This window comes from Nocardia sp. MDA0666, from assembly GCF_003023875.1.
GTDB lineage: Bacteria > Actinomycetota > Actinomycetes > Mycobacteriales > Mycobacteriaceae > Nocardia > Nocardia aobensis.
Genome location: NZ_PYHT01000048.1, coordinates 1 through 13,095 on the forward strand (window position 1 = coordinate 1; position 13,095 = coordinate 13,095).

Annotated in this window: 9 protein-coding genes; 3 read left to right on the forward strand and 6 right to left on the reverse strand. The window is 68.0% G+C overall.

The window, feature by feature from the left end:
- From C8258_RS32000 to C8258_RS32020, 5 genes are all read right to left on the reverse strand, one after another.
- The coding region (locus C8258_RS32000; protein ID WP_146161387.1) for a serine/threonine-protein kinase at positions 1 to 894 on the reverse strand (894 nt) is incomplete at its 3' end.
- A gap of 76 nt (positions 895 to 970) precedes the next feature.
- Positions 971 to 2,218, reverse strand: coding sequence for a hypothetical protein (locus C8258_RS32005; RefSeq protein ID WP_106958320.1), 1,248 nt, complete (start codon positions 2,216 to 2,218; stop codon positions 971 to 973).
- Positions 2,215 to 3,423, reverse strand: coding sequence for a hypothetical protein (locus tag C8258_RS32010; RefSeq protein WP_106958321.1), 1,209 nt, complete (start codon positions 3,421 to 3,423; stop codon positions 2,215 to 2,217). The genes C8258_RS32005 and C8258_RS32010 overlap by 4 nt, the downstream gene beginning before the upstream one ends.
- A 140-nt stretch (positions 3,424 to 3,563) precedes the next feature.
- Positions 3,564 to 4,982: a type VII secretion-associated protein gene (locus C8258_RS32015; RefSeq protein ID WP_106958322.1), complete on the reverse strand. Its 1,419-nt coding sequence runs from the start codon at positions 4,980 to 4,982 to the stop codon at positions 3,564 to 3,566.
- Between the two features lie 75 nt (positions 4,983 to 5,057).
- The gene (locus tag C8258_RS32020) at positions 5,058 to 6,257 is read right to left on the reverse strand and encodes a hypothetical protein (RefSeq protein ID WP_199195927.1); all 1,200 of its coding nucleotides are present in this window, start codon (positions 6,255 to 6,257) and stop codon (positions 5,058 to 5,060) included.
- A gap of 154 nt (positions 6,258 to 6,411) precedes the next feature.
- On the opposite strand from C8258_RS32020, the gene C8258_RS32025 reads away from it, so the two are divergent.
- Positions 6,412 to 7,710, forward strand: coding sequence for an FHA domain-containing protein (locus tag C8258_RS32025; RefSeq protein ID WP_106958323.1), 1,299 nt, complete (start codon positions 6,412 to 6,414; stop codon positions 7,708 to 7,710).
- A gap of 39 nt (positions 7,711 to 7,749) precedes the next feature.
- Here C8258_RS32025 and C8258_RS32030 read toward each other — a convergent pair whose 3' ends face one another.
- Entirely contained in the window at positions 7,750 to 9,195 is a 1,446-nt protein-coding gene (locus C8258_RS32030; RefSeq protein ID WP_106958324.1) for a metallopeptidase, read from the reverse strand.
- A 111-nt stretch (positions 9,196 to 9,306) separates the two neighbouring features.
- Here C8258_RS32030 and C8258_RS32035 point away from each other — a divergent pair, with 111 nt between their 5' ends.
- On the forward strand, positions 9,307 to 11,943 hold the full coding sequence (locus C8258_RS32035; protein ID WP_106958325.1) for an FHA domain-containing protein: 2,637 nt from the start codon (positions 9,307 to 9,309) through the stop codon (positions 11,941 to 11,943).
- Between the two features lie 91 nt (positions 11,944 to 12,034).
- A partial coding sequence (locus tag C8258_RS32040) for a hypothetical protein (RefSeq protein WP_369974859.1) occupies positions 12,035 to 13,095 on the forward strand: 1,061 nt, incomplete at its 3' end.

Consider the following 13,095-nt stretch of genomic DNA (forward strand, 5'->3'; position numbering starts at 1 on the left):
GACCTGTATGGGGTAGGTCGGGGAGGTGGTGGTGCGGACCGGGGTGTGGCCGGGGGTGAGGGCATTCGCGGCGGCGTCGGTGAGTTCGCGGCAGCTGGCGAAGCGGTCGGCGGGATTCTTCGCCAGGGCACGCGCGAAGACGTGGTCGATCGCGGGTGGGAGGCCGGAGTTGACGGCGGTGGCGCGGGGCGGGGGCTCGTAGAGATGCCCCATCATGACCATCGCGGGTTGGCTTGCGGGGTACGGGTTCTGGCCGGTGATCAGCTTGTAGAACGCGCAGCCCAGGCTGTAGATGTCGGCGCGGCTGTCGACCGCCATGCCCTGGAGTTGTTCCGGCGGCGCATAGGCGATCGTCGCGACGAAGCTGCCGGTCTGGGTGAGTTCGGTCGCGTCGTCGGTGGATTTGGCGACGCCGAAATCGGTGAGCAGGACACGTTCCTCGTCGTCGTCCTCGGGGACCGACAACAAAAAGTTCGCGGGTTTGACGTCGCGGTGCAGGAGCCCGCGGCGGTGCGCGTAGTCCAAGCCCTTGCCGACCTCGGTGACGATGCGCAGCGCGCGCAGCGGAGTCATCGAATGCGGGTCGCGGGCCAGTTCGGCCGAGGCGTCGGTGCCGTCGACGTACTGCATGGCGATCCACAATTGGCCGTGCTCTTCACCGCGGTTGTAGACCGACACGATATTCGGATGGTCCAGACCGGCAGCGAGATTGGCCTCGCGTTCGAATCGGCCCCGGAATTCGTGGTTGGACGACAGTTCGCCGCTGAGCACCTTGATGGCGTCCATGCGCGGAAGGCTGGGATGTTTGGCGAGATACACCGTGCCCATCCCGCCGGCGCCCAGCTGGCGAACGATCCGATACCCACCGACGATGGTGCCGGGACTCATCACCATCTGTAACAAACTCCTGGTAGTTCGGCGGGCCGCGTATCGTCGCGGAGCTTACTGGACTTCGAGGTGGGCGGTCGAGTCACGGCTGCCACTGGCTGTTGGCGAACAGGGCGTACTGCGCGGCCGCGCGTTGATGGACATCGACCAGCTGATTCGAGGTCACATAGCCGACGTAATTGCGGTAGGCGACGATGCAGGTGTACCGCTTGGGCCCGCTGAAATCGGTGTTCTTCGTACTGTTCTCCACGCACGCCGAATCCGCGATCTGAGGTACCGGGTCTACGGCGGGGCCACCGCCCTGGAACGTGACGCGGTCGGCGACAGCCTTTTTCGCCGAGGTCGCGTCGTCCGAGCGCAGCACCAGGGCGTCGGAGGTCTTGGCGAATTCGGTGGCCTTCAGAGTGGCGGCGCTCTGTGCGGCGGCCTTGCGATCGGGCATGTAGTGCACGATCCCGTGCGGGCCGAATACGCCGTTGTCGTCGCCGTATTGCGGACGACCGGACTGGCCGGTGTTGAGAGCACGGCTGAGCAGGTAATTCGGATCCCAGGGCAGTTTGACCGTGTCCTCGTCGGAGATCGGCTGCAACCGGTCCAACAGCGGGAATTCGGTGTCCAGCGTCTTCTCGGTGAGGGCGGTGAGGCTGTTCAGGTCCGGTGTCGGAGTGAGGGCCAGTACCGACACCACATAGGGGCCGTGTGCGAGGAAGGACCGGATCGACGGTGTTCCGGGACGCCAATGTGCGTGGGCGTCCGGATATTTCGCGAGCGGCACCGACTGGTTCTGGTCCTTGTAGGCGTTGAAATCGGTGTTGTAGAAATCGGTGGCGGCCCGGGTGGCGCTCGCGGCGTCGTTGAATTGCATCACCGACAGTGCGAGCACGGTGGAGTTGGGTTTCTCGGGTTTCGGCCAGCCGGAGAAACCCCAGCCCGCGTCCTTGTCACTGGCCGCGGTCGAGAATCCGTACACCATGTGGTCGCGTTTGGCGGTGGCCTCCATCTCGTCCGCGTTGCCGAGCGCATCGGGCAGAACCCCGGCGGAGAAGCTGCCCGCCTTCTCCCGTTTCGTCAGCGTCGAATCGACCTGATCCGCGGTCACCACATACTCGGCCAGCCGCATACCCGCGGCCTCGGGCGCGTTGACGAAACCCGGCCGGAAGTCCACGTGGATATCGAGCGGCCGCACGTCGTAGTTGCCGACATCGAGCTTCCGCACATCTATTTCCGAGGGGCCGGCCCAGCCGCCGATCGTCGCGCCGCATCCGGTCGCCGCCAGGAGCCCGCCGAGGCAGGCCGCGACGGCCGCCGTCCGAACGAATCGAGTACTCATTTCCGGTCCGCCTTCACCAGAATGGCGTACTGGGCCGAAATGCGTTGCTGCGCATCGAGCAACTGTTCACCCCAGGCCAGCGAGGCATATCTGCCGTAGTACACCGAACAGTAGAAGCGGACGGCCAACTTCTCTTTGCCGTTGTATTCCCGGCACTTCGCGACCGGCAGGTTCCTCGGTGCCGCCGCCTGCTTGAAATGTTTTTCCGCCCCGCCCAATTCGTCGCGAACATCCGCGGCGGCCGCGGCATCGCGGGCTCGGTACAGCTCGTTGCCGTAATCGGCGAAGCGGTCGACGCCGTCGCGGTCATACCACACCCGGGACTCGCCCGGATCGCTACTGAAGTGCAGCCCCGCATGTCCGAGGTAGACCCCTGGCGGGTTCAGCCATTCGCCGGTCGCCTCCTTCGGCCGGACCATGGTCCGGCCGAGCATCCCGTCGACGTCGATCGGGTGCTCCATCAGCTTGTCCGGCGGCGTCGGCTGGAACTTGGCGAGCGCGGGCAGGACGGTGTCGAGGCTCTTCTGCACACGGGAGACGAGCGCCGGGAGATCGACCTTGTTGAACCAGTTCTTGGCCTGGTCGTAGACCGAGGTGTAGAGCACCAGCCGACCGGACGGGTACCAGTTGTTGATCGCCTGTTTGGTCGGTACCCAATGTGCGTGCGTCAGTGGATAATTGGGGATCGCCACCGCCTGGGTCTGCGGATCGCGGCCGAAATCACGCCGCTCCAGGGCTGCGGCGACCTCGGTCGCGCGCTGCTCGGTCGGGAAGATCATGGCCGCGTTGACCAGCTCACTTCCCAGATTGTCCGGGTCGTCGCGGCCGTAGGAGACGAAGCCGCCGATGAGGTCCGGGGCGTCTTCGGCGAAGTTGCTCAGGTCGGTGAAATCCTTCATCACCGACGTCTTCGGATCGAGAAAGACCAGGGTGTCGAGTTTGCCGGTATGGGTGAAGGCCGGGTCGATATCCATCGGCAGCGGCATAGTGCTGCCGAGTCGTTCCGCCTCGTAGAACGCGGCCTGACCGGGATTGGTGGGTTTGCCCATATCGCGTGGCGTGGCGTCGTACGGCCCCACGTCGAGACCGTTGAGATCGACCGTCGGCTCGGCGGCCGGAGCGGGAGTCGGATCGGAGCCGCATCCCGACGCGGCCAGCGCCAGCGCGGCCACGGCAGCGGCCAGCACGCGCACCGAATTTCGCATAGTCCCCTCCCACAGGCTCCGCGCCGGTGAACACAGGTGCCTGTTCGGCCGACGCTGCGAAGAAGATAGCACCCGTCTCCGACGGGGTGCCTTTCACCGACGGCGGCACCCGGCATGCGGCTGCCGGTCCGAGCCGGGTGTCACGCCCCCGGGCGCAGATCGCCGACGAACTTCTCGCATACCGCGGCGATGGACTGCCAGTCGCCGGTGGGGTATTGGCAACCGACGCTGACCTGAAGGCCGGATTCCACCAGAACCTGCCAGCGCACCGTGGTGCCGTCACCGGGAGTTTCCTCGTACGACAGCCCCGGGCGCCCGCCGAAGATCACATTGCGCTGCAGCGGCCCGACGGTGCCGGCCGGGCGCTTGGCGATCTGGGTTTCGAGTGTGGCGGCGACGTCCTCGACGCCGGACCCCGGGGCAAGGTCCTTCTGAACCAGCGAAATGCGTTCGCGCGCACCGTCGTTCGGGGAAATGTCGACTCGGGCGCCGGAGCGATTGGTGATATGCCAGCCCGCTGGGATCACCGCGCCGACCCGTCCGAAGGTTTCGGCAGGTTGTGCGGGCGCCGCGGACGGCGGCGCGGCGGCGGAGGGGTGCGCCGCGGTGGATCGGGCCGTCGGCGACTCGCCGCCGGACCGGGTCAGCACGAGGGCGGCCGCCACTGCCGCGACAACCACCGCGACCACAGCGGCGCCGATGAGCAGCGGAGTGCGGCGCTTCGGTGGCGGCGCGGTCGCGGCCGCATGCTCGTGCAGGGAGCCGACCCACGGGGTCTGCGGGGCGAATTGCGCGGGTTCGGGTGCGGAGGACATCGAGGGCCCGCCCCGGACCAGGTCCACGCCGGACATCGCGCGCAGGTCGACACCGAAACCGTAGCGCCGGGACAGTTCCGCGCGCATCGCGTCGAGCAGCGCGGGTTCGGCGGCGCCGACGACCACGAGATAGCTGGGTTTGCGGCCGCCCAGCAGTCGATCGACGACGTCGACGACGGCCTCCGCACCGCGCCCCTCGGCCAGGTCCGCGGAGCCGATCGTCGGCTCGTATTCGCAGGCCTCGATCCAGGTCTCGGTGCCCGAACGGCCGGTCAGGGTGACGGTCGTGGTGAGCGAATTCAGTTCCACCACCGCGATGCGCTGCTGCTGCGAGGTACTCGCGGACAGCCCGGCCACCCGCAATGCCAGCGGTTCGACGCTGATCTCGCCTACCAGACGGCGGGCGCCGGCCTCGAGCGCGGCGCGGCGGCGCGTACCCCACTCCGACGGGCTCACCACCGTGAGCCGTTCACACGCGGTGGGCAGCCGCAGATTGGTCAGCACGGCGCCGAAGATCGCGGCGAAGGCGTCGGCGACGGTCGGCAGCATCGGGACGAAGGCGATGCGGTCGGCCGCGGCCAGCCGTACCACCGAGACCGCGGGTGAGGGCGGCTGAAGTGGTTCTCCCACAACGAGACTCGTGCCGTCGCTGGCCGGCACCACCGAGGGGGCGCCGTCCCAGTGGGTGGATTCGCTGCGCGCCCACAATCGGCTGTCGGTCAGTATCAGATCGACCGTGGACATCAGCTCCCCCTTCCAGGCTGGGTCTCGCGGCATAGTACTCCAGCACGGTGACGCGCCCGCGCCGCCCGGGTTCGGTCAGAAGCTGTTGGCCAGCAACGCATACGCCGCGTCGACCCGCTGATCGATATCGTCGCGGTTGTTGGCGTTGACGACCTCCACGTATCGCCGGTAGGGCACATAACAGCGGAATCTGCTGTCCTTCTGCGGATCTCCCGAACTGTTGAGCGTCAGGCATTTGGCCCCGGGCACCGACTTGGGCGCGTCGGCCGGCTCGTACTGCTCACCCGAACTGGAGATCAGCCCTTTGATCATGCGTGACCCGGCATCGGCGTCGCGGACGCGCAACACCGAACTGTTGTCGGCGACGGCGATGGCATCCATGCCGGTGTCGTCGACGAGCCGCTGACGTGTGGTCTCGTCGGAGGAGATATGGACGAATGCCGGTGCGGCATAGACAGCGAAGCGATCGACATCGGGGGTGCGGTTCGAGCGGTCGCGCACCACGGCGCGCGCGAGCAGACCGTCCGGGTCCACCGGTAATGCGTCGAGGCCGCCGGCCGCGGTCGCCTGGAAATGATCGAGTGCCGGTACCTCGGCGTCGAGGGTCTTCTGAACCCAGGCCAGCAGATCGGCCTCCTCGGGACGGGGCCGCTCGATGTACAGCGAGATCACGAACTGCTTGTAGGCCATGAAGGTTCCGATGGTCGCAATCCCCGGACGGTAGTGGATATAGGCGTCCGAGTATTTCGGCAGCGCGAGTTTGCGATTGAGGTCGGGCGCGACACCGAAGTCGACGTCTTCGAGTTCGCGTGCGGCCTGCCGGGCCGCGGACTCGTCCGGGAAGCGCAACACCAGATCGGTGACCGAGGTCGCCGCGGCGGCGCTGTCCAGCGAACCGGGTTTGTCGGAACCCGCCGCGACATAGGCGACGACCATCTTGTTGCGGTCGAGCACCGGTTTGGAGACCGCGGCCAGCAGGCGGCGGGTGGCATCGGTGCTGTCGGCGACGACGCGTCCGCCGGCACCGATCGTCAGCGACGGGTCGATGCGGACGGCCGGGACCACGGCCTGCGACATCCGCATCCCCTCCGCGAGCGCACCCTTGCTGCCCGCGGTGGCGTCGTAGCTGTGGCGGTCGACCGGATACGGGCCGACATCGAGCGTGCGGACATCGATCTCGGCCGCGGTCGGGGTTCCCTGCACACCGCAACCGGTCAGCACGGCCAGCACTGCGGCGCACGTGAAAACCAGAGATCTGCGAATCGTTCGGTCCATGGACCGCCCCCCTTCTCCCGGTGCTCTCTCCCGGTTCTCCGCCATCGAAATTACCGGACCGGACCCGGCAGCGGGGACTCATGGACAACGATTGCCTTAACCTTGTCCCTGTGGTGACCGCTGCGCTGATATCGCTCGGAGGCCGATTCCGTTGATGGATCGGCAGGTCGAGGTTGTCGCCGGTAACCATGTCGTCGTACGCGTCGCGGGGGCCGTCGTGGTCGTCGCGCATCGTGGTCGCGGCCGGGTGCACCCCGACGCACCGGCGATGCGGGCCGCGGAGGCGTTGGCGCAGTTGGTGTCCGAGGCCTCGGAGCACGCCCCGCAAGGACCAGGCCGGATCATCGCGCGCGAGGCCACCCGCTGGCTGATACAGGAGGCCGAACAGGTCGACGGCAGCCCGGTCGACCTGGGTATTCTCTCGCGCTCGGATACCGGTGGGGTGGCGATCTTCCTGCACGGATCGGTCACCGTGGTCCTCGCGGGCGCCCGGGGTGTCGAGTACTACCGCGGCGTGGATGCCGCCTTCACCGTCGACCGCTTCACCGAACCGCCGGCCCGCGCCGCGGCGCTGTTCATCGACGACGAGCGCGGCCGGATTCCGGAACTGCCCGAACGCGGTATCGGCTCGCTGGTGGAAGGCGTGGCGGCCGCCGCGGGGGCGGTGGTGTGGTTCGACGGTGAGCGGACGCGCGCGCGTGATCGTGCCGCCCGGCCCGCCGCGGGTGCGCACCATCGCGCCGAAGACGCTCCCACGTCACAATTGGACGCGCAGCGACCCGAACCCCAGGTGCCCCCACCGCCGACCCGGCCGGACCGGGCACCGGAAGTCGATGCGCGGCAAGGGACAGCACGTCCCGAACCGGCGGAGGATCCTCGCCTGGCCGAAACCCGGTTGCGCGGTACCAATCCCGCGCCCGGCCCCGATCCGGAACTGGAACGCCGGATGGAGGCGACTGCCCGCGCGACCTCGCTGACGGTGCGGGTGATGGGATTCAAGTGTGCCCGTGCCCATCCGAGCGATCCACGCTCGGCGTTCTGCACGGTGTGTGGGATGCCGGTCGACCAGACCCAGCAACCGGCCGAGGTCGTCCGGCCGCCGCTGGGCATGCTCGTCCTCGACGACGGGATGACCTATCTGCTCGCGGCCGATGCGGTGATCGGCCGGGATCCGGAGAATTCGGAGGCCGCCCAGCGCGGTCTGGTGCCGGTCAAGATCGAGGACTCCTCCGGTGGAATGTCGCGGGCCCACGCCGAGATTCGGCTGATGAACTGGGATATCACCGTCGTGGACCGCGGCTCCACCAACGGCACCCGGGCCCGGCCGGCCGGATATCGCGATTGGATTCGGCTGCAACCGAATCAGCCGATGGTGCTGGCCCAGGGCTCGGAGATCCAGCTCGGCAACCGCGTATTGCGGTTGGAGCCGGCCGCGCCCCCGCCGTTCGGCTGAGCCGATCGAGCCGTTCGGCTGAGCCGATCGACCGAGCGTTCAGGAGTAGCGCGCCTCGCAGATCTCCTGTGTGCCCAGAACACCGGCCCGGAACGCGTCGACCCGGGAGAAGCCACTCGGCACGGTCTTGCCTTCGACGTCGCTGGCCGCCAGTCCATCGCTGAGCAGTCCCGATACCGCCTTGTCGAGATCGCCCGGAGACAGTGCGATATCGCCCTGTCCGGCATCGCGATGCGGATCGGCGAGCCTCGCGGTGATCACGCCCGACAGACAGGCGGCGCGCAGGCCGGTCTTCGCTCCGGTCAACTGCTGATGCGCGTTGCGCTGCACCGCCAGCGCGTAACGCGAGACGAACACGACGTAGGCGTTGTAGTCACCGCCGACGCGGGTCGGAAACCCGTCCTGCTCATCGGTATTCGCCGCACCGCGCTGCGCGAGGGCGGGAATGTCGGTGCCGATGGTGTTGGTCGCGGGGCAGTAGGTGACGGGCGCGGTGTCGGCGCCGTTGCTGCAGTGCATGAGGGCGCCGTGATAGTCGTAGGTCGGTTGGGAAGGGATCGGCATGATCGCCGCCATCGCCTTGCTCAACTCCTTGAGACTGTCCTTGGTGATGGCCAATTCGCCGCGATTGACGTCGTCGCCGAAAGACTGCGGCAGATTCTTGCGGCGGCGCTCGATGTCCTTCATATCGATCGCCTTGCAGCCCTTGGGGCCGTCGGTGAAACCGATCTGCACCGCGGTCACCCGCTCGAAGGCCGAGCCGTGCACCGATTCCGGATCCTCGGGATTGGCGTCCCGGATCGCGACCGTCGCGGCCAGCACGTTGTTGAGGCCGTCGGAGGTGTTGATCGTGAAGTGCGCGGCCTTGTCCTCGGCGACGTGGCGCATGAACGCCCCGGCGAAACAGTCGGCCTGCTGCTCCTTCACGATGACCGGATCCTTGGCGGTGACGATGCGCGACATCGTCTGGATGGCGTGGCCGTATTCGTGCGCGAGCACCATCACCACGGCCATCTTCCCGAAGCTGTCCTGCATCATCGGCAGCAGGACGCCGCGGTCCCAGCCGACGGAATTGTCCAGCCGGCAGTACGCCGCGTTGACCAGGTGATAGGTCGTGTCCTTACAGAACTGCGTCTCCTGTGAGCGCGGTGCCTTCGCACTCCAGGAATAGAACTTGGTGACGGGAGTGAAGTCGCCCTGGAATTCGTTGTGATATTCAGCGCGCCAATAGCTTTGGATGTCGTCGATGGCATTGAGCGCCAATGTGTCCACCGCGCCCTTGTCGCCACCGGTGGCGGTCAGCGCGGCATCGGGGACGCCGGATCGGGGACCGCTGGGACCGCTGGTGGTGGGCAGTCCGGCGACCTGGAACGGGTCGTCGTAGATGGATACGGCGTGCCCGCCGGTCGTCATGGTGCAGCCCGCCAGTAGACCGACCGCCAGCACCAGTACGGCGAGGGTCGCCGTCACCGGGCGTTTCGCCATCTTCCCATCCCTCCCCGGGCCGGTAGTCACTGCGTCACCTGCGCCGCCCCCGGCGATCGGGGGCACGTTCGAGCCCCACCGATGTCACGGCCATCGCATATTATCCGGCTCATGTCATTACCGGGGGCGCAGAAGATCACCGTGCGCCATGAGGGAACCGATCGGATCTTCGAAAACACTCAGCAGGTGACCCTGGGCCGCGCGCCCGAGGTGACGGTGTTCGTCGACAGTCCGCTGGTCTCTCGTGTGCACGCGACACTTGGCTGGCAGGGGGGCGCCTGGGTGCTCTCCGACAACGGCAGTACCAACGGGGTTTTCGTGGACGCCCAGCGGATCACGCGCCCCGTTCCGGTGGATCGGCCGATGCTCGTCCGGCTCGGGGACGCGGTCACAGGACCGCTGGTTCATCTGCTGCCGGAGGCGCAGTTCCGGCCGCCCGCGCCGCCCACCCGCGCGCAGTCACCGGGCCGTGCGCCGAATCCGCCCGCCCGGGACACCGGGCCGCGAGGCGGGGGACAGCACGGTGGGGGACAGCACGGTGGGGGACAGCATGGTGGCGGTCAGCAGCAGCGTCGGCAACCGTCCCATCCCACACCGCAATCCGGGCAGATGCGCCGTCCGGCCGCGCCGCAGCCGCCGTCGCGGCCCGCGCAACGGCCGAATCAGCGTCCGTCCCCACCGATTCCGGCGGCCCACGGCTCGGGCGGTGTGCCGAACGTCAATATGACCACCAAGGCCGACACCTCGGCGCTGCCGCCGGTGCGTGCGCGGGCCTCGACCGCACCGATCGCACGCGCCGACCGCATTCCGGCCGGTGGGCTGACCATCGGCCGTACCAGCGACAACCAGATCGTCGTCAACGATCCGCTCGCCTCGCGCCGGCACGCCCGCCTGGTCAAGAGCGGTGAGGGTCTCCTCCTCGAGGATGTCGGCTCGGCCAACGGCACCTTCGTCAACGGCCGCCGTGAGCAGCGGGTCGCGCTGCGCGAGCGCGATATCGTCACCATCGGCAACGTGGACTTCGTCGTGCAGGAAGGCACGCTGAAGCACCGCAAGAAGCCGGTGACCGAGCAGGGTCTGAGTGTGCACGGCGTCGGCTTCGTCGTCGAGGGCAACAAACAGCTGCTGGTGGACGTCAACATGCAGGCCGGGCGCGGCACCCTGACCGCGCTCATCGGGCCCTCGGGCGCGGGTAAGTCGACACTGTCGAAACTCATTGCGGGAACGACACATCCGTCGGCCGGTGTGGTCACCTTCGAGGGCCGCAACCTGCACGCCGAATACGAGGCCATGCGCAGTCGTATCGGCATGGTGCCGCAGGACGATGTGCTGCACCGGCAGCTGACCGTGCGCCAGGCGCTGGGATTCGCCGCCGAACTGCGGCTGCCGCCGGACTCCTCGAAGGCCGACCGGCAGCAGGTAATCGACGGCGTGCTCAAGGAACTTTCGCTGACCGAACATGCCGATACCCGCGTCGATCGGCTCTCCGGCGGTCAGCGCAAGCGCGCCTCCGTGGCGTTGGAACTGCTGACCGGTCCGGCCCTGCTGCTGCTCGACGAACCCACCTCGGGTCTCGACCCGGCGCTGGACCGGCAGGTCATGACCATGCTGCGCGAACTGGCCGACGCCGGGCGCACCGTCATCGTGGTCACCCACTCGGTGGCCTGCCTGGACATGTGCGATCAGGTGCTGCTGCTGGCGCCCGGTGGCAAGACCGCGTTCTGCGGACATCCGGCCGGCGTCGGTGATTTTCTCGGGACCAGCGACTGGGCGGAGATCTTCGCGCGGGTCGCCGCCGAACCGGACCGCGCCTTCGCGAACTACCGGTCCAGGCAGGCGGCGCTGCCACCCCCACCGCCGGCCGTGCCCCGCGGTGTGATGGGACAGCCACCGAAATCCAGTGGCCGGAAACAACTGTCGACACTGTCGCGGCGACAGGTCCGCCTGATCTTGGCCGACCGCGGCTACCTGGCCTTCCTGGTGGTCCTCCCGTTCGTGCTGGGTGTGCTGTGCCTGGTCGTGCCGGGAAAGAACGGTTTCGCCGCCGCGCCACCGATTCTCGGGCCGGACGGTCAATTGCATCCGCAGCTCACCGGAGGCAGTGAATCCCAGCAGCTGCTGGTCGTTCTCATCCTCGGTGCGTGCTTCATGGGGTCGACGCTGACCGTGCGCGATCTGGTCGGGGAACGCCCTATCTTCCTGCGGGAACGGGCCGTCGGCCTGCTGCCCTCGGCGTATCTGCTGGCGAAGGTGATGGTCTTCGGTGTCGCGGCGCTGCTGCAATCGGCGGTGCTGGTGGCCATCGTGCTGGCCGGGAAGAATCCGCCCGGGAAGGGGGCGCTCATCCCGTCCGGCGGTGTGGAGCTCTACGTCGATATCGCGCTGACCGCGGTGACGTGTGTGGTGGTCGGGTTGTTGTTGTCGACCGTGGCGAAATCGAACGAACAGGTCATGCCGTTGCTGGTGGTCATGATCATGTGCCAGCTCGTGATGGCCGGCGGCATGATTCCGGTGACCGATCGCGTGGTGCTGGAACAGCTTTCGTACGTCTTCCCGTCGCGCTGGGGATTCGCCGGCGGCGCGTCGACCATCGATCTGCGCACTCTGTTCGTCAACGCCCAGCCCGATGCGATCTGGCAGCACACGCCGGGTTTCTGGTTACTCGACGCCGGCATGCTGATCGTGCTCACCGCGGCGCTGTCCACGCTGACGTGGTGGCGTCTGCGGCTGAAGAAGTCGGCCGCGTGAACGGGGCCGATGACGAGCATCGACGGGTAATGCGCGCACTAATCGGACCTGCCCCGAGCGTCCCGGCGCGACAGCAGGCACACTTATGCATGTGACGGCTCGAGTTGGGGCGATACATCTCGGATGGGATGTGGTGTCCGTGGCCGCCGGTGGCGGTGGGACACCGATCCGCCCGGTCCAGGTGGAAGGCACATATACGCCGCCTGCGTATTTGCTGGCGGACAAGTCCGGGCGACTGCACACCGCGGGCGTGGACCGGCAGCGGCCCGATCTGGGCATCGCGGTCTCCGACGTGCGCGACATCCTCGGGCATCAGCAGATTCGCATCGCGGGGGCGACCTGGCCGGCGGAATTGGTGTTCCGTGCCCGGCTCTACAACCCGCTCGCCGCGATCGGCAGCCGGTTGCGCGGTAAGCCCGACGTGGTGGCGCTGCCGTTCCCGGACGACTGGCCCGACGAGAAGGTCGAGGAGTACTGCCGTCTGGTCGAGCAGATGGACGTCCTCACCGACCCGCTGCCCGAATCCGTGGCGCTGTCCGGCTACGTGCGGGCCCTCGGGCTCGTGCAGCCGCCCGCGCACGGCCGCCGGGGCGTGGGCGCGACCGGCGTCTATTCCGATGGCCGGGTCTGCCTGGTGGTGGCCGTCGACGGGGACGACGAGCAGCCCACCGAATCGGTCGGGGTGCCGATCACCCCGGATTCGATGCGGGACGCCCATTCGGCGGACAACGTCGTCATCGAGGTGATGGCCGCGGCCCGCTCGATCGGCGCCGACACCTCGACGGTGCTGCTCACCGGCAACGTGTGTTTCAACGACGCGCTGCGGCTGGCGTTCCAGAACCACCTGGGCGCCCGGTTGCGGGTCGCCGATCATCCGATGCACGCCCTGGTGCTGGGTGCCGCGCATCTGCTCGTCACCGACAGCGAATACGCCGAGGCGGAGCAGGGCCCGGCTCCGGTGCCGAATCAGCCGGGTCCGGCGGTGCCGAATCAGCCCGGCTCGGCTGTGCCGAATCAGCCGGGTCCGCCGCGACCGGGGCCGATGCAGGCGGCGTCGAATCACAGCATCCCGAATCGCGGTGCGCCGCAATCGGATTCCCGGCCCGAGAACGCGGGCCGGCATGCGTGGCAGGACGCCGGTGCGCCCGAACC